The sequence below is a fragment of the Ensifer sp. ENS09 genome (assembly GCF_014852425.1).
GTDB lineage: Bacteria > Pseudomonadota > Alphaproteobacteria > Rhizobiales > Rhizobiaceae > Ensifer.
In genome coordinates, this window is the sequence record NZ_JACVBP010000004.1 from 751949 (window position 1) to 768337 (window position 16389).

The 16389-nt window shown below is 63.1% G+C and carries 15 protein-coding genes; 13 read left to right on the forward strand and 2 right to left on the reverse strand.

Features of this window, described 5'->3' with window-relative positions:
• Window positions 1-5: 5 nt before the first annotated feature.
• Together IB267_RS23785 and IB267_RS23790 are read left to right on the forward strand one after the other, a co-directional pair.
• Complete coding sequence (locus IB267_RS23785) at window positions 6-1073, forward strand: phosphotriesterase (protein ID WP_192449863.1); 1068 nt, start codon at window positions 6-8, stop codon at window positions 1071-1073.
• A 39-nt stretch (window positions 1074-1112) separates the two neighbouring features.
• Window positions 1113-1880 (forward strand): glutamine amidotransferase, encoded by a 768-nt coding sequence (locus IB267_RS23790; RefSeq protein WP_034790452.1) that lies wholly within the window; start codon window positions 1113-1115, stop codon window positions 1878-1880.
• A 31-nt stretch (window positions 1881-1911) separates the two neighbouring features.
• Here the strand turns inward: IB267_RS23790 and IB267_RS23795 are convergent, their stop codons facing one another.
• Window positions 1912-2811, reverse strand: a complete 900-nt coding sequence (locus IB267_RS23795) for a ribokinase (RefSeq protein WP_192449864.1) — start codon at window positions 2809-2811, stop codon at window positions 1912-1914.
• Between the two features lie 25 nt (window positions 2812-2836).
• On the opposite strand from IB267_RS23795, the gene IB267_RS23800 reads away from it, so the two are divergent.
• The 8 genes from IB267_RS23800 to IB267_RS23835 all read left to right on the forward strand — a co-directional run bounded on the left by IB267_RS23800 (window position 2837) and on the right by IB267_RS23835 (window position 10332).
• Entirely contained in the window at window positions 2837-3679 is an 843-nt protein-coding gene (locus tag IB267_RS23800) for a BtpA/SgcQ family protein (RefSeq protein WP_192449865.1), read from the forward strand.
• A gap of 2 nt (window positions 3680-3681) precedes the next feature.
• A complete protein-coding gene (locus tag IB267_RS23805; RefSeq protein ID WP_192449866.1) occupies window positions 3682-4329 on the forward strand; it encodes a TenA family protein in 648 nt (215 codons plus the stop codon).
• A 24-nt stretch (window positions 4330-4353) separates the two neighbouring features.
• Entirely contained in the window at window positions 4354-5604 is a 1251-nt protein-coding gene (locus tag IB267_RS23810; protein WP_192449867.1) for a Zn-dependent hydrolase, read from the forward strand.
• A 140-nt stretch (window positions 5605-5744) separates the two neighbouring features.
• Window positions 5745-6275: a sigma-70 family RNA polymerase sigma factor gene (locus tag IB267_RS23815; protein WP_192449868.1), complete on the forward strand. Its 531-nt coding sequence runs from the start codon at window positions 5745-5747 to the stop codon at window positions 6273-6275.
• A complete protein-coding gene (locus IB267_RS23820) occupies window positions 6268-7029 on the forward strand; it encodes an anti-sigma factor (protein ID WP_192449869.1) in 762 nt (253 codons plus the stop codon). Before IB267_RS23815 ends, IB267_RS23820 begins: the two co-directional genes overlap by 8 nt.
• Window positions 7030-7039: 10 nt before the next feature.
• Window positions 7040-7756, forward strand: a complete 717-nt coding sequence (locus tag IB267_RS23825; RefSeq protein ID WP_034790478.1) for a Bax inhibitor-1/YccA family protein — start codon at window positions 7040-7042, stop codon at window positions 7754-7756.
• 27 nt (window positions 7757-7783) lie between these two features.
• Window positions 7784-8350, forward strand: a complete 567-nt coding sequence (locus IB267_RS23830; protein WP_192449870.1) for a DUF2076 domain-containing protein — start codon at window positions 7784-7786, stop codon at window positions 8348-8350.
• Between the two features lie 401 nt (window positions 8351-8751).
• Window positions 8752-10332 carry a TerC family protein gene (locus IB267_RS23835; protein ID WP_192449871.1) on the forward strand — a complete coding sequence of 527 codons (1581 nt, stop codon included), beginning with the start codon at window positions 8752-8754 and terminating at the stop codon, window positions 10330-10332.
• 69 nt (window positions 10333-10401) lie between these two features.
• Here the strand turns inward: IB267_RS23835 and IB267_RS23840 are convergent, their stop codons facing one another.
• Window positions 10402-11349 (reverse strand): 2Fe-2S iron-sulfur cluster-binding protein, encoded by a 948-nt coding sequence (locus IB267_RS23840; protein WP_371742629.1) that lies wholly within the window; start codon window positions 11347-11349, stop codon window positions 10402-10404.
• Here IB267_RS23840 and IB267_RS34020 point away from each other — a divergent pair.
• The 3 genes from IB267_RS34020 to IB267_RS23850 all read left to right on the forward strand — a co-directional run bounded on the left by IB267_RS34020 (window position 11236) and on the right by IB267_RS23850 (window position 16336).
• A complete protein-coding gene (locus IB267_RS34020) occupies window positions 11236-11466 on the forward strand; it encodes a hypothetical protein (protein ID WP_371742631.1) in 231 nt (76 codons plus the stop codon). The genes IB267_RS23840 and IB267_RS34020 overlap by 114 nt on opposite strands.
• 431 nt (window positions 11467-11897) lie before the next feature.
• On the forward strand, window positions 11898-13160 hold the full coding sequence (locus IB267_RS23845) for an efflux RND transporter periplasmic adaptor subunit (RefSeq protein WP_192449873.1): 1263 nt from the start codon (window positions 11898-11900) through the stop codon (window positions 13158-13160).
• Complete coding sequence (locus IB267_RS23850) at window positions 13157-16336, forward strand: efflux RND transporter permease subunit (protein ID WP_192449874.1); 3180 nt, start codon at window positions 13157-13159, stop codon at window positions 16334-16336. Before IB267_RS23845 ends, IB267_RS23850 begins: the two co-directional genes overlap by 4 nt.
• The last annotated feature ends 53 nt before the right edge of the window (window positions 16337-16389 follow it).

A 16389-nucleotide genomic window follows, 5' to 3' on the forward strand; every position in this document is an offset into this window, starting at 1 on the left:
CCGCCATGAGCAAGGAACTGTCCGAAGGACATGTGCGGTCCGGCAAGGTGATGACGGTGCACGGCGCGATCGGTGCGGATCAACTCGGCATCACGCTGATGCACGAGCATATCCTCAACGATTGCCGCTGCTGGTGGAACGCGCCGCAAACGAAGGAGCGTCAGTATCTCGCTGAAGGCTTCGTCTGCATGGAGATCCTTGGCGAACTGCGCCAGGACCCCTTCGTCAACAAGCATAACATCACGCTTGACGACGAACCCCTGGCGATCGCCGAATTGCAGGCTTTCGCGGCTGAAGGCGGCCGCACGGTGGTTGAACCCACCTGCAAGGGCATCGGTAGAAACCCGCTCGCCTTGCAGCGGATCTCCAAGGCGACGGGCCTCAACATCGTGATGGGAGCCGGATACTATCTCGCTTCTTCGCATCCCGCCGAGGTCGCCGACATGAACGTCGACCAGATCGCCGATGGCATCGTCCGCGAGGCCATCGACGGTGTCGACGGCACGGGCGTCAAAATCGGACTGATCGGCGAGATCGGCGTCTCCTCCGATTTCACCCCAGCGGAGGAGAAGTCCCTGCGTGGGGCCGCCCGGGCGCAGGTCCGGACCGGCTTGCCGCTGATGGTGCACCTGCCCGGCTGGTTCCGGCTCGGCCACCGGGTGCTCGATGTCGTCGCCGAGGAAGGTGCGGATCTGCGCCACACCGTGCTTTGTCACATGAACCCGTCCCACGGCGACTTCGCCTATCAAAGCGAACTCGCCGAGCGCGGGGCGTTCATCGAATACGACATGATCGGCATGGACTTCTTCTATGCCGATCAGCAGGTGCAATGCCCGAGCGACGAAGAGGCGGCACGGGCGATCGCCAGGCTGGTGGACGCCGGCCACATGGACCGCATCCTGCTTTCGCACGACGTGTTCCTGAAAATGATGCTCAGCCACTACGGAGGCAACGGTTACGCCTACGTCCTGCGCCACTTTTTGCCGCGCCTGAAACGGCACGGACTGGGCGACGGCGCGCTCGACAGAATGATGCGGGACAATCCCCGCTCGGTATTCCAAACCGGGGCCTGACATCGGCTCCCAACGCAATTCAAGACATACGGATAGACCATGACAAAGAAAGTGCTTCTCGTCGGTGAGAGCTGGGTAAGCTCCGCCACCCACTACAAGGGTTTCGACCAGTTCGGCAGCGTCACCTTCCATCTGGGCGCGGAACCGCTCGTCAAGGTGCTCAAGGACAGCGAATTCGAGCTGACCTACATGACCGCGCACGACGCCGTCGACCAGTTCCCCTATGAGATGGCCGGCCTCGACCAGTATGATGCGATCATCCTTTCCGACATCGGCGCCAACTCGCTGTTGCTGCCGCCGGCAGTATGGCTGCATTCGCGCACCGTTCCGAACCGCTTGAAGCTCATCAAGGCCTGGGTCGAGAAGGGTGGAGCGCTGCTGATGGTCGGCGGCTACTTCTCCTTCCAAGGTATCGACGGCAAGGCCCGCTGGCGCCGCACGGCCGTCGAAGACACGCTTCCGGTGACCTGCCTTCCTTATGACGACCGCGTCGAAATTCCCGAGGGTGCCGTTGCCGACGTCGTCAAGCCGGATCATCCAACCATGGCGGGGCTTTCGGGCAGCTGGCCGCTGCTTCTTGGCGTCAACGAAGTGGAGGTACGCGATGGAGCCGAGGTCATCGCCCGGCTGCCGGAAGACCAGGGCGGGCACCCGCTGCTCGTGCTTGGGGGCTTCGGCAAGGGGCGCACCGCCGCCTGGACGTCCGATATCGGCCCACACTGGCTGTCGCCGGCATTCTGCGAGTGGGAAGGCTACGGCCGCCTCTGGAAGAACATCCTTGGATGGATGACGGAGACGGCGCGCTAAGCACGGCGAGGACCGCGCGCTGGGAAGAGCCTCAGCGCGCGGCGAGGATCGCTTGCAACTGCTCGATCGACGGAAACGCCGAACGGGTTCCGGGACGGCTGACAGTGATGGCGGCGGCCCGTGTTGCATGTTCGATCGCGGTGCGATCGAGACGACTGCCACGAAGTGCAGCGGATGCGAGCGCCACCGCCATGAACGTGTCGCCGGCGCCCGTGGTGTCGACGACGTCACATTCGACGGCGCCGATCCGGACACTGCTTTCGGCGGTGACGAGCATGGCTCCGTCGCCGCCGAAGGTCAGAACGACTTCGCGAACGCCGGCCGCAAGCAGCTTGCGGGCAGCCTCTTCGCCGCTGGTGCCGGTCATTGCCTGCGCCTCGCCCTGGTTGAGGAAGGCGATGTCGATCAAAGGCCACAGGGTGCCGAAATAAGGACGCAAGGGAGACGGATTGAAGGCGGTGATCATGTGGCGAGCGCGTGCAGCTTCAAGGATGCCGCGTGTCGTTTCGTCCGACAGGTTTCCCTGGAGCACCGCAAGGTCGCCGGGAACCGCGTCGGTCAGCGGAGCGATGGCGTCGGCAAGCGTGAGGTTTTGTGCAGAGTCGGTGGTCGTGATGTTGACGTTTTCGCCATCCGGCGTGGTCAGCACGATCGAGAAGTCGGTGGACTTCCCGAGGACCGGCACAAGCCTGCTGACCACCGGCTCGCTCGCCAGATGCTGGCGGATCATGTCGGCGCGAAAACCGTCGCCGAAGGCTGCGACAAGGCTCGTCGGCAGGCCCGTGCGGGCCATGACGACAGCCTGGTTCGCGCCCTTGCCACCAAGGTCCCGGGACCGCTGGCTACCGTGGATCGATGCGCCCGCGGCCGGCATTTCCGACACGGCGATGGTCTCGTCCACCGTCACATTACCGATTACGTAAGCGTGCATGAACATACCTTCGAAAGGGAGAGAAATGCAGGAAATATCCCACAAGTCCTCAAGCGCCATAAGGGAAATATTCGGGACTGACAAGGTTCTGATCGGCATGATCCATTGCCCGGCCTTCCCCGGTGCGCCGCGTTATCGGGGCGCCGATATGTCCGCGATCTACGACGCCTGCATGCGCGATGCCGAGGCCTTGGTCGAGGGGGGGCTGCATGGCCTGATGATCGAAAATCACGGCGACGTGCCGTTCTCCAAACCGGAAGATATCGGTCACGAAACGGCCGCCTTCATGTCCGTCGTCACCGACCGGATCGCGCGGGCGACGGGTGTGCCGCTCGGCATCAACGTTCTTGCCAATGCGCCGATCCCGGCCTTTGCCATCGCCATGGCTGGCGGTGCCAAATTCATTCGCGTCAACCAGTGGGCCAATGCCTATGTCGCCAACGAAGGCTTCATGGAAGGGCGGGCCGCAGAAGCGATGCGCTACCGATCGTTGCTGCGCGCCGAGCACATCAAGGTCTTTGCCGACAGCCATGTGAAGCACGGTGCCCACGCCATCGTTGCCGATCGCTCGATCCAGGAACTGACGCGCGACCTCGCCTTCTTCGACGCCGATGGCGTGATCGCCACCGGTCAACGCACCGGCAATACGGCCACCATCGAGGAAATCGAGGAGATCGGCTCGGCGACAAACCTGCCGCTTCTGGTCGGCTCGGGCGTGACCAAGGACAACATCCTCGAAATCCTCAAACGCACCAACGGCGTGATCGTTGCCTCGTCGCTGAAGCACGGCGGGGTCTGGTGGAACCCGGTCGATATTGAGCGGGTGAAGGCTTTCCGCGCCGCTGCCGAACCCGCGCTGGAGGCGTGACGATGGCGGCTGAAACGCTTTCGGAACAGATCCTGCGGGAGAACGCCGCCGTCTTCGAAGCCATGGTGAACCATCGCTTTGTCGATGACATTGTCACGGAGCGCCTGCCCACGCCGGTTTTCGAACGCTATCTCGTCTATGAGGGCGCGTTCGTGGAAACCGCGATCTCGATCTTCGCCTTCGCGACGGCCAAAGCCGAGACGATCGAACAGAAGCGCTGGCTGATTGCCGTTCTGGACGCGCTCGCCAACCAGCAGATCGCCTATTTCGAGCGGATTTTTGCCGAGCGCAACATCGATCCCGGCGCCTATGATCTCGATGTCGCCGAGGTCGAGGCTTTCCGGGCGGGCATGCTGGAGATCGCCCGAAACGGCGGTTTCCTCGATATCGTCGCTGCCATGTTCGCGGCCGAGTGGATGTACTGGACCTGGTCGAAAAGGGCCGTCCGGTCATCGTTTGCCAATCCGCATTTGAAGGAATGGGTGGAAATGCACGCCGATGATGAGTTCGCGGCCCAGGCGATGTGGCTGAAGCAAGAACTCGATGCGGCCGGCAACACGCTCGACGCTTCCGAGCGCAAGCGCCTGAGCGCGATCTTCGGGCGAGCGCAGCAGCTGGAAATCGCCTTTCATGATGCAGCCTACGGCTGATCAAGGCGACATGTGAGAACGACCATGACCTCTCGAACAACGATCAACGGCAAGCGCCTGCTCAAGCGTCTCGACGATTTCGCAAGAACCGGCGGGACGCCGGCCGGCGGCGTGAACCGGCAGGCTTTGTCGCCGGAGGATCGGGCCTCCCGCCTGATGCTTGCGGAACTCGCGCTTGCGCGCGGTTTTCGTGTCTTTCAGGATCCGATGGCCAACCTGTTCATCAGGCGGGAGGGCCGTTTTCCTCGTCGCCCGCCGTTCGTCATCGGCAGCCACCTCGACAGCCAGCCGACCGGCGGGCGCTTTGACGGGGCACTCGGCACCCTGACGGCCTTTGAGGTTATGGAGAGCCTCGAAGATGCCGCTATCGAGACCGATCTTCCGCTTGAGGTCGTCGCCTGGACCAACGAGGAAGGAAGCCGTTTTGCCCCGGGCACGATGGGGTCGATGGCTTTTGCCGCCGGCGCCATCCCCGAGGCCTGGTCCGATCTTCGCGGGCGCGACGGAGCGTCGTTCGTCGACGAGTTGGAGGCAACACTGAAAGCCTTGCCGGACGCCGAATTGCGCCCACTTGGCTTCCCGATCTCCGGATACCTGGAGCTTCATATCGAACAGGGCCCGTCGCTCGAGCGGGAAAACATACCGGTTGGTATCGTCTACGGCATCCAAGGCACGCGGTGGTTGGAGGTCACGATCGATGGACAGGCAGCGCATGCCGGCACGACGGCGCTCGAATTCCGTCGCGACCCGATGGCCACCGCCGTGGCCGCGCTTGAACCACTTTACAAGAATGCCATGCCGAGCGACCCGCGCGCACGCTTCACCGTCGGCCGCTTCGCAGTCGAACCAGGTTCGGTGAACGCGATACCTGGTTCGGTCACTTTTACCGTCGATCTGCGCCACCCGGAGACCAAAGCCATCGACGACTTGGAGGCGCGGGTCCGGCAGGCATGTGACAGCGCCTCAAAAGCGAACGGTTGCCAGAGCGCAGCGCGGCAAATCTTCGACATGCCGCCCGCCCTGTTCTCGGACGGCCTGCTCGCCTGTCTCGATCGCGCCGCCGCCTCGCTCGGATTAAAGACCAAGCGCATGCTCTCCGGTGCCTTCCACGATGCCCTGTTCGTCAGTCGCGTTGCGCCGGCAGCCATGATCTTCGTGCCTTGCCGCGATGGGCTCAGCCACAATGAAGCGGAATATGTCGAGCCCGCGCATTCCATCGACGGTGCGCGTATGCTGCTTGCCGCGACCCTCGAAGCGCTTGACGTGAGCGCATAGGCGCAGCGCCCGGGCGACCAAAGCGCAAGCGCGCTCCGTTTATGTTGGCGAATATGCCATCCGAATGTGCCGCATCCGGTGGATGAAATTTTTTTCGTCGACCATGGATGAGAAATCGCATCGGCTCCGTATATGCGGGTATGGATTCGAAAAAGGGTGCTTTCGACGTTATTGGGCAGCTGGCCGCGCTGCGGCGCTATGCCCGTTCGCTCGCGCGCAATTCGCCCGACGCCGAAGATCTCGTCCACGATGCCCTGGTGAGAGCCTACGAGCGGCGCTCGACGTTCCGGTCAGGTGCGAACCTTCGGAACTGGCTCTTCGCCATCGTTCGCAACGCCCATATCGATCGCGTGCGGTCGGCGATGTCGCGCGGCCAGCGTGACAGCCAGACGGCGCAGGAAGCGGCGGCGTCCTACCCGGCCCACCAGGAACACAGCGTCCGGCTCGCTCAGGTTCGCGAAGCGTTCATGCTGTTGCCGGAAGAGCAGCGCGAAGCCCTACACCTCGTTGCGGTCGAAGATCTCTCCTACCAGGAAGCGGCCGACATACTCGACATTCCCGTCGGAACCTTGATGTCGCGCGTCTCGCGCGCGCGGGCGGCGCTCAGGGATTTCGAAAGCGGTCGGAAGAAGCCCAACCATCTGAAGCTTGTCGGAGGCGACAGTGACTGACGTCGATACGATTACCGATGGCGATCTCGACGCCTACATCGACAATCAGCTGGATGCGACCGGTCGGCTACGGGTCGAGACCTGGCTTGCCAGGAACCCGGATGCTGCGGCGCGCGTCATGGCCGACCTTGGCATGCGCACCACGCTCAAGCTGGCGATGACGTCGGACGCCGTTGCCGGTCGTCCGGAAACGCGCGAGGCGGCTCGGCGCCTTTCATCTGGCCTGGCCAATGCGCGCGTTTGGAACGCGCTGCAAAAAGTTGCGGCGGTCGGCTTGCTGGTGTCAGTCGGGTGGATTGCGCATTCGGCGGTCGGCCCGAGCGAAGTCAACGCCTCGGCCCATCCGCCGGCTTTCGTGGAGCACGCCATCCGCGCCCATCAGACCTCGGTCGTCAGGGCGGGAATGCCGTCGCAGCCGGAGGTTCAGACCTATGACCGGGACGACATTCGTGCCGCGACCGCCATCGTCATGCCGGAGCTCCCGAAGGGCTGGAACGTCGTCGATGTCCAGGTGTTCCCCTCGGAATTCGGACCCAGCGTCGAGATGAGCGTCAAGACCGATGCGGGCACAGTCATTTCAGTTTTCGCCGGCAGGCCCGGTCGCTTCGCGGTCGAACCCGTGAAGGACCTCAACCTATCCAATGCCGAGGCTGCCTGGTGGCAGGTCGGCGAGGTTGCCTATGCCGTCGTTTCAAGCACGCCGGGCATCGGCCTCAGCGACGAGGCCGAGCTTCTCAAGAACTCACTTTACTGAGGAAACCTTCATGTATCAGAATCAGAACCGCTTCGGCGGTATGAGCCAGGCTTCGGCCGCCGCCCTCGACGAGGGCCTTCGCCAGCACATGCTGCGCGTGTTCAACTATATGGGCCTCGGCCTCGTGGTGACGGGCCTCGTCGCCTTCATCGTCGGCACAACGCCGGCGCTTTACGTGCCGATCTTCTCCACCCCGCTGAAGTGGGTGGTGATGCTGGCGCCCCTCGCCTTCGTCTTTTTCTTCTCGTTCAAGATGCACTCGATGTCGGCATCTTCGGCGCAGATGACCTTCTGGGCTTTCTGCGCCGTCATGGGTCTGTCGCTCGCCTCGGTGTTCCTGGTCTTCACCGGCGCCAGCATCGCCCGCACCTTCTTCATCGCCGCCACGATGTTCGGCGCGACGAGCCTCTACGGCTACGTGACGAAACGGGACCTTGCGAAGTTCGGTTCGTTCATGATCATGGGCCTGATCGGCGTGATGATCGCTTCGATCGTCAACATCTTCCTCGGCTCCAGCGCTCTTCAGTTTGCCGTCTCGGTGATCGGCATTGTCGTTTTCGTCGGTCTGACCGCCTGGGACACACAGAACATCAAGGAGCAGTATGCCGACAACTTCGACCAGGAATCCCAGCAGAAGCTGGCGGTCTTCGGCGCCCTCTCGCTCTACCTGAACTTCGTCAACATCTTCCAGCTGCTGCTGAATTTCACCGGCCAGCGCGAAGAATAACTGTCGCCGATATCAAGGACATATCTCATGGATCGCAATGATCAGCAGGCCATTGACGGCCTGTTCTCCAAGCTTGCCCAGGCGGAGCGCCAATCCGCTCCGCGCGACGCCCAAGCGGACCGCTTCATTCAGGAGCGGATCGGCCAGCAGCCGGGCGCGCCCTATTACATGGCGCAGACGATCGTCGTGCAGGAGCAGGCGCTGGAAGCGGCTCAACGCCGCATTGAAGAACTGGAAGCGCACGGCACACAGAGCCAGCAGCGCGGCGGCTTCTTCGCCTCGATGTTCGGCAGCAATGCTGCCCCTCCGCGCCCGGCGCCGCAACAGGCCGGGTATGGCCATGCCGCGCCGAGCTCGCCATGGGGCAACCAGAGCCAGGCTTACGGCCAGCCGATGCAACAGCGCGCCGGCGGCGGCTTACTCGCGGGCGCCGCTCAGACTGCGATGGGCGTTGCCGGTGGCGTCCTGCTCGGCAACGCCATCGCGGGCATGTTCGGCGGTAACGAGGCCCAGGCCGCTCAACCCGCCGCCCCGGCCCCGGAGCCGGAAGCGCCCGCCGACGACATGGATTTCGGCGGCGACGAAGATATTTGACGCCGCTTTTGGCTTCCGGGGATCATCCCCCTCCCCCGGAAGCCAGCCTCCGACCAAAGCCATCCTCTTCTCATGATCCCAGCTGCACCGAGCCCATTGCCTGTCCCCCATCCGGTCACGACGACCCGCCACCTCTCCGGTCGCGCAGGATGGGCCGCGTTCGGCTTGCTGTTTGCAGCGCCTTACCTGGCCTGTCCGACAAGGCGGACCACGCGGCATGCCTGACGACGCCGACCCTGACCAACCTTTATCAGACCCCACAATCGCGGCGCCGCTGAAGCGGTTTCGCAGTCACTTCCGTTGCGCTCGCAGCCGTCTGCCAGACGGGCGGGCGACGCATTTTCTTTTCCCCTTAACAATAGAAGGATTGGCCTTGCCTTGAGGGCTGGCCTTTAAACCCAATGATGTTCGAATGGATGTCTGATCCGGCCGCCTGGGCGGGTCTCGCCACCCTCATCGTTCTCGAGATCGTGCTCGGTATCGACAACCTCGTCTTTATCGCCATCCTCGCGGACAAGCTTCCAGAGCATCAACGGGAAAGAGCCCGACTGATCGGTCTCGGACTGGCGCTGGGCATGCGTCTCGTCCTGCTTGCCTCGATCGCATGGATCGTGACGCTGACCACGCCGCTGTTCACGGTGCTCGGCGCCGAGATCTCCGGGCGTGACCTGATCCTTCTGTTCGGCGGCCTGTTCCTTCTGTTCAAGGGAACAATGGAGCTGCACGAGCGCCTCGAGGGCCATGCCGGTCACAAGGAAGGCAAGGTGGAGCACGCCGTCTTCTGGCAGGTCCTCGTGCAGATCGTCGTCCTCGATGCGGTCTTCTCGCTGGACAGCGTCATCACCGCCGTCGGCATGGTGCAGCATCTTTCCGTGATGATGATCGCAGTTATCGTCGCCGTCGGCGTGATGCTGCTTGCGTCCAAGCCGCTGATGGCCTTCGTGTCGAAGCACCCGACCGTTGTCATCCTCTGCCTCGGCTTCCTGATGATGATCGGCTTCTCCTTGATCGTCGAAGGCTTCGGTTTCCATATCCCCAAGGGCTACCTCTATGCGGCGATCGGCTTCTCGGTGCTGATCGAGGCCTTCAACCAGATCGGCCGCCGCAATCGCGAGCGGTTCATGACAACGGGTGACTTGCGCGAGCGCACCGCGAATGCCGTTCTTTCGCTCCTCGGCCGACGCAAGAGCGAAACGTCGCTCGGCGAAACGGCCGATGTCATCGCGGAGCGGGCGACCGAGGACGAGTTGTTCACGCCGGTCGAGCACGAGATGATCGAAGGCGTGCTGACACTTGCTGAGCGCCCGGCGAAGTCGGTCATGACCCCGAGGCTCGATGTCGAGTGGCTGGATATCGAGGAGAGCGATGACGAGCTGCGTCGCAAGATCATCGAAACAGGCCATTCGCGCTTCCCGATCGGACGCGGCAATCTCGACGAGTTCCTGGGCGTCGCGCTCGCAAAAGACCTTCTGAGAGACCTGCTCGAAACCGGCAAAATCGACTTCAGCCGCTCGCTTCGCCAGCCACTGGTCGTGCATGAAACCGTGAGCGCCCTGCGCCTGCTCGAGCAGTTGCGACAGTCGCCCCTTCAGGTTGCGATCGTGCTCGACGAGTATGGCTCGATGGAAGGCCTGGTGACGCCGACCGACCTGCTCGAAGCCATCGCCGGCGACTTTGCCGACGATGATGACGACCAGTTGACGGTCGAGCACGAGGAAGACGGCGCGCTGCTCGTCGACGGATGGATCGATATCCGCCATGTCTCAAAGCTGCTGGACGTCGACCTCGTGGATGAGGCCGACCGCTACTCCACGCTGGCGGGCCTCGTTCTCTGGCGCCTGGGGCATCTGCCGAATCAGGGTGAAAGCGTCAGCTTCGGTGGCCTGACCTATGAAGTCGTCGCCCTGGATGGCCGCAACGTCGACAAGGTCAGAATCAGAAGGCCGCAGTTGGAGGAGATGGCGGGCGCGCAGTTTCGCTGAGCTTCCGCCAGGCTGCTTCCGCATCGCGAGTTAAGCAGCCGCTCCGCCAGTTTTCACGTCCGACAGCGGCTATTCCGCCGGTTCGGGCGTGAAAAACACGTCGGCATGCATGTCCGAGCGGTTCAGGCCACGCGCAAAGGCGACCTCCATCGCCGCATCCACCATCGGCGGTGGGCCGGCGACATAGGCTTTCCATCCGTCGAGGTCAGACAGATCCTCGGCCACGGCCTCTGTCACAAACCCACGGCGGTAGTGCGCCGAATCCGCCTCCGACAAAACCGCCTGGAAGACGAGATTGGCGTGCCACTCGGCGAGCGCGCGGAAATGATCGACGAGATAGAGATCGCGCTCGCTGCGTGCGCCGAAGTAGAGATGGATCGGCTGCTTCATGCCGTGGGCAAGGGCCGTTTCGACGATCGACTTGATCGGTGCTAGACCGGAGCCGCCGGCGATGCAGAGGATCGGACCGGAATGGTTCTCCCGCAGATACGACGATCCCATCGGGTATTCCAGCGCCACCCTGTCGCCTGCCTTCAGAGCGCCGTGCACATGTTGCGAGGTCGCGCCGCCGACGACATGACGAATGTGGAACTCCACACCGCCATCGCCGTGTCGATTGGCCATGGAATAGCTGCGGGCCGGGACCCCTTCAAAGCGGACATCGGCATATTGCCCCGCGACGAAGCGCGAACTCGCCCCACCCACGGCATCGATGCGCACCAGCTTGATGTCGTGCGTGAGGTCCTCCAGATGCGTCACGATGCCGTTTAGCAGTTGGGGCGACTGAGGCGCATCTTCTTCGCCGTTTCCAAGCCATGCCACGGCAGTGTCCGTTACGGGAAGCGCCCGACAGGCGAGGATAAGGCCGCCGGCTTTCTCCTCATCTGTGAGAGCGAAGGGCGAATGCTGGAGCAGCTCCACCTCGCCTTCGATCAGCCGAGACTTGCAAGCGCCGCACCGCCCGGACCTGCAGCCATGGGGGTAAGGAAGCTTGGCCGCGAGCGCGGCGTCGAGAATGGTCTGGTCGGCATGCACCTCAAGGTTTGTCCGCGCCGATCGTATGTCTATGCGTTTGACGGTCATATCAAATGTTTCCTCATGAGAGTTCGGATCCGCTCGCCGGCCGGCTTCTGACGGAGGCAAGCGGAAATGCCCGCAGGCTGCGGCTTCCAGCGCTGGTAAGGTCAAGGGGTGTCGGATTACGGCCGACGCTTTGGGGTTCGGATGCCGTAGGCTCTGAATGCGACGGCGAACCTGCACCGATCGCCTGGCCGGACTTTCGGCGCGACCACACCAATGAGAGTGGCGTCGTGCCCAGCGGAGAGCACGGCTCAATCGTGCGCGGCGGCTCCCCCATCGGAATGCCGGCCGAGGAGAACACACAAGACGAAAATCCAGATTTTCCAATCTCTTTCCGGCAGATCCTGATCATTCGCATCAGGGTAAGCGAAAGAAATTTCTGGAGGCCTTGACCTTTCCATCGTTGGAAACCGCACCTTCGCGAAGAACTGATCGCTGCCGTGGCCACTCCGGCCGGACACGTGAACAAATGAAGGTGAACGAGAATGCGTAAAAAGGCCGCCGCCCTGTTTCTAGCCGGTATCGCAGCCGTTGGAGGGCTTGCCCTTGTCAACGACGATGGAGCGGGAACCTTCGCCAAACGCCTTCTTGCGCTTGCCTCCTCGACCAGTGCGTCCGAGGCAGTCGCGGCGACCGGAACCACGGGTGCGCCCATGCCCAAGGTCCCGGTCGCCGAGGTCGTCACGCGTGAGGTCGCGCCAGCCATGGAGTTCACGGGGCACTTCGAGGCGGCAAAATCCGTTGAATTGCGTCCGCGCGTCGGCGGCGCCGTCGACCGCGTCAGTGTTCCCGAAGGCGCGCTCGTGAAAGCAGGACAGGTCCTGTTCCAGATAGATCCGCGACCGTTCCAGGTCACCCTGGACGCCGCCACGGCGCGGATGAAACAGGCGGTCGTTCTGCTCGATCACGCCGACATCGCGTTCCAGCGCGCCAAAACCCTGGTTCCGAACGGAACCGTTTCGCGCAAGACCTATGACGACGCCGAAGCCGTACAGCGCCAACGGCAGGCCGAGGTCGAAATTGCCAAGGCGGCAGTGGCTGCGGCCGAGCTCGATCTCTCCTTCACCCGCGTCGCGGCTCCGATCGGCGGGCGGGTCGATCGCGTGCGGGTGGCCGAGGGCAACCTGGTTTCAGGGGGCAATGCCGGCGCCGCCACGCTCCTGACCACCATCGTTTCGACGGACCCGCTCTATGTCTACTTCGACATAGACGAGGCGACGTTCCTCGATTTTGTCGGGCGAGCGCGGCCTGACAAGGGAGAAGGCGCCACCGAGACGCTGCCCGTCGGGATTGGCGTCATGACGGATACCGGTTTCCCCCATGCCGGCGTTCTCGATTTCATCAGCAACCAGGTCGAACGCAGCACCGGCACGATCCGGGCCCGCGCGATCGTCGCGAACCCGGACGGACTGCTCGCGCCCGGCCTTTTTGCACGGGTGAACCTGGTGACAGCCGAGCCCGCCCGCACCGTTCTGATCGACGATCAGGCGATCGGTACCGATCAGGGGCGCCGCTACGTGCTGGCCCTTGGGCCTGAGAACAAGGCTGAATACCGGCCGATCGAGCTGGGGCCGATGATCGACGGCTTGCGTGTGGTCTCAAGCGGTCTCAAGCCGGGTGAAAAGATCATTCTCAAGGGCCTCGTGCGACCCGGTATGGAGGTGGACCCGCAGGCGGTATCGATGGTGTCGGGCGAGGCGGCCGAAGGTGATGTGGCAGCGGCCGCTTCGCAGGAGGCGCGTCGATGAACATTCCACGCTTTTTCGTCGACCGCCCCATCTTCGCGGTCGTTCTTTCGGTGCTGATGCTGATCGGCGGTGGCCTGACCCTCCTGAAGCTGCCGCTCAGCGAATATCCCCAGGTGACGCCGCCGACCGTGCAGGTCACCGCAAGCTATCCGGGCGCGAGCCCCGAAGTGATCGCCGAAACGGTTGCCGCCCCGCTGGAGCAGGTGATCAACGGCGTCGAGAATATGCTCTACATGAGCTCGCAGGCTGCAACCGACGGACGCATGACGCTGACGGTGACCTTTCAGCAGGGCACCGACCCCGATATGGCGCAGATTCAGGTTCAAAACCGCGTCTCCCGCGCGCTTCCGCGCCTACCACAGGAAGTTCAGCGCATCGGCGTCGTGACGCAGAAGACCTCGCCGGACATCCTGATGGTCGTGCATCTCGTCTCCCCCGACGACCGCTACGATCCGCTCTATCTGTCGAACTTTGCCACGCTGCAGGTTCGCGACCAGCTCGCGCGCCTGTCCGGTGTGGGGGATGTGCTTGTCTGGGGCGCCGGCGAATACTCCATGCGGGTCTGGCTCGACCCGGCCAAGGTCGCAGCGCGCGGATTGACCGCCTCCGATGTGGTCGCGGCAATCCAGGAACAGAACGCCCAGGTGGCCGCCGGCTCCGTCGGCCAGCAACCGGACGCCTCGGCAGCGCTGCAGGTCACGATCAACGCGCTCGGCAGGCTATCCAACGAGGAGCAGTTCGGCGCGATCGTCGTCAAGACCGGCGCCGATGGCCAGGTCACACGGCTGCGCGACATTGCCCGTATCGAACTGGGCGCGGACTCCTACGCGCTGCGCAGTCTTCTTGACGGCAAGCCGGCGCTGGCGCTGCAGATTATCCAGAGCCCCGGCGCCAACGCACTCGACGTGGCAAGCGCCATTCGCGCCACCATGGAAGACCTGCAGAAAGGCTTTCCAGAGGGCATCGAGTATCGCATCGCCTACGACCCCACCGTCTTCGTGAAGGCCTCTTTGGAGGCCGTGGTGATGACCCTGCTCGAAGCGATCGTTCTGGTCGTCATCGTGGTCGTGCTCTTTCTTCAGACCTGGCGAGCGTCGATCATCCCGCTGGTTGCCGTGCCGATCTCGTTGGTCGGCACCTTTGCGCTGATGTACATGTTCGGCTTTTCGCTCAACACGCTCTCGCTCTTCGGCCTGGTGCTGTCGATCGGGATCGTGGTCGATGACGCCATCGTCGTCGTCGAAAACGTTGAGCGTCACATCGCGCTTGGCGAAACGCCGAAGGAAGCGGCGCGCAAGGCGATGGACGAGGTGACCGGACCGATCATAGCCATCACGTCCGTGCTCTCGGCCGTGTTCATTCCGTCCGCCTTCCTGTCCGGCCTGCAAGGCGAGTTCTATCGCCAGTTCGCGCTCACGATCGCCATCTCGACGATCCTGTCTGCTGTCAATTCCCTCACGCTTTCCCCGGCACTTGCAGGCGTACTTCTGAAGCCACACCACGGCGAGGTGAAGCGCGATCTCTTGACCCGGGTGATCGACGGCCTGTTCGGCTGGTTCTTCCGGCTTTTCAACCGGTTCTTCAAACGCGCTTCGGATGCCTATGTCTGGTCCGTCCGCCGTGCCGTCAGGCTCAGCGCGCTCGTCCTACTCGTCTACGCCGGCCTGGTCGCCGTGACATGGCTGGGCTTCCAGACCGTGCCGGCCGGTTTTGTGCCGGCGCAGGACAAATACTACCTCGTCGGCATCGCCCAATTGCCGACAGGCGCTTCGCTCGACCGGACCGAGGCGGTCGTCAAGAAAATGTCGGAGATCGCGCTCACCGAACCAGGCGTGGAAAGCGTCGTCGCCTTCCCGGGGCTTTCGGTCAACGGCATGGTCAACATTCCCAATGCCGCCGTCATCTTCACTATGCTGAAGCCGTTCGACGAACGCAAGGATCCCTCCCTGTCCGCATTCGCGATCGCAGGACGCCTGATGGGCAAGTTCAGCCAGATACCGGACGGCTTCGCCGGCATCTTCCCACCGCCCCCCGTTCCGGGCCTCGGCACGACCGGTGGCTTCAAGATTCAGGTCGAGGATCGGGCCGGGCTCGGTTTCGAGGCGCTTGCCGAAGCACAGGGCGCGATCGTGGGCAAGGCGATGCAGACACCGGAGCTTGCCGGCATGCTCGCAAGCTTTCAGGTGAATGCGCCACAGGTGCAGGTGGATATCGATCGGGTGAAAGCCAAGTCTCAAGGGGTGCCGCTCAACACCATCTTCGAAGCGCTGCAGGTCAACCTCGGTTCGCTCTACGCCAACGATTTCAACCGTTTCGGCCGGACCTATCGCGTGGTGGTTCAGGCGGACGCGCCATTCCGAATGCAGCCGGAAGATATTGGCCGGTTGAAGGTGCGCAACGCGGCGGGTGCAATGATCCCGCTGTCAGCGCTGCTGACGGTCAAGCACAGTTCGGGGCCAGATCGCGTCATGCATTACAACAGCTTCCCGTCGGCCGATATCAGCGGCGGACCGGCGCCCGGTTATTCCTTCGGACAGGCGACCGCGGCCATCGAACGGATCGCCGCGGAGACGCTGCCACCCGGCATGACCTTCGAATGGACAGAGCTCGCCTATCAGGAGAAGCAGGCCGGAAACACGGCGATGTATATCTTCCCCCTGTCGGTCCTGCTGGCGTTTCTCATTCTCGCCGCCCAGTACAACAGCTGGTCGTTGCCCTTCGCCGTTTTGCTGATCGCGCCGATGGCGCTGCTTTCCGCGATCACAGGTGTCTGGCTTACCGGCGGCGACAACAACATCTTCACGCAGATCGGCTTCGTCGTTCTCGTGGGGCTCGCGGCCAAGAATGCGATCCTGATCGTCGAGTTTGCGCGAGCGAAGGAGGACGAAGGCGCCGATCCGCTGTCCGCCGTGCTCGAGGCGGCCCGTCTTCGGCTGAGACCAATCCTGATGACGTCACTCGCCTTTATCGCCGGCGTCGTTCCGCTGGTGATTGCGACGGGCGCCGGCGCCGAGATGCGTCACGTCATGGGTATCGCCGTCTTCGCGGGCATGCTTGGCGTCACTGTGTTCGGCCTTGTGCTGACACCGGTGTTCTACGTCCTGGTGCGGAAACTGGCGATCCGACGCGAAAATCGCCAAGGCAGCGAGGCAGTATCGCGCGACCAGCACGCCTGAAAAAAAACGGCGATCGCCACCTCACCCATCGCCTGACCTCATACGACCTTTGA

Bases quoted from the DNA above. Each gene is read 5' to 3' on its own strand.
- IB267_RS23845 (WP_192449873.1), top strand. From the start codon at position 11,898: ATGCGTAAAAAGGCCGCCGCCCTGTTTCTAGCCGGTATCGCAGCCGTT.
- IB267_RS23815 (WP_192449868.1), top strand. From the start codon at position 5,745: ATGGATTCGAAAAAGGGTGCTTTCGACGTTATTGGGCAGCTGGCCGCG.
- IB267_RS23785 (WP_192449863.1), top strand. From the start codon at position 6: ATGAGCAAGGAACTGTCCGAAGGACATGTGCGGTCCGGCAAGGTGATG.
- IB267_RS23805 (WP_192449866.1), top strand. From the start codon at position 3,682: ATGGCGGCTGAAACGCTTTCGGAACAGATCCTGCGGGAGAACGCCGCC.
- IB267_RS23850 (WP_192449874.1), top strand. From the start codon at position 13,157: ATGAACATTCCACGCTTTTTCGTCGACCGCCCCATCTTCGCGGTCGTT.
- IB267_RS23795 (WP_192449864.1), bottom strand. From the start codon at position 2,811: ATGCACGCTTACGTAATCGGTAATGTGACGGTGGACGAGACCATCGCC.
- IB267_RS34020 (WP_371742631.1), top strand. From the start codon at position 11,236: ATGCTGGAGCAGCTCCACCTCGCCTTCGATCAGCCGAGACTTGCAAGC.
- IB267_RS23800 (WP_192449865.1), top strand. From the start codon at position 2,837: ATGCAGGAAATATCCCACAAGTCCTCAAGCGCCATAAGGGAAATATTC.
- IB267_RS23825 (WP_034790478.1), top strand. From the start codon at position 7,040: ATGTATCAGAATCAGAACCGCTTCGGCGGTATGAGCCAGGCTTCGGCC.
- IB267_RS23835 (WP_192449871.1), top strand. From the start codon at position 8,752: ATGATGTTCGAATGGATGTCTGATCCGGCCGCCTGGGCGGGTCTCGCC.
- IB267_RS23790 (WP_034790452.1), top strand. From the start codon at position 1,113: ATGACAAAGAAAGTGCTTCTCGTCGGTGAGAGCTGGGTAAGCTCCGCC.
- IB267_RS23810 (WP_192449867.1), top strand. From the start codon at position 4,354: ATGACCTCTCGAACAACGATCAACGGCAAGCGCCTGCTCAAGCGTCTC.
- IB267_RS23830 (WP_192449870.1), top strand. From the start codon at position 7,784: ATGGATCGCAATGATCAGCAGGCCATTGACGGCCTGTTCTCCAAGCTT.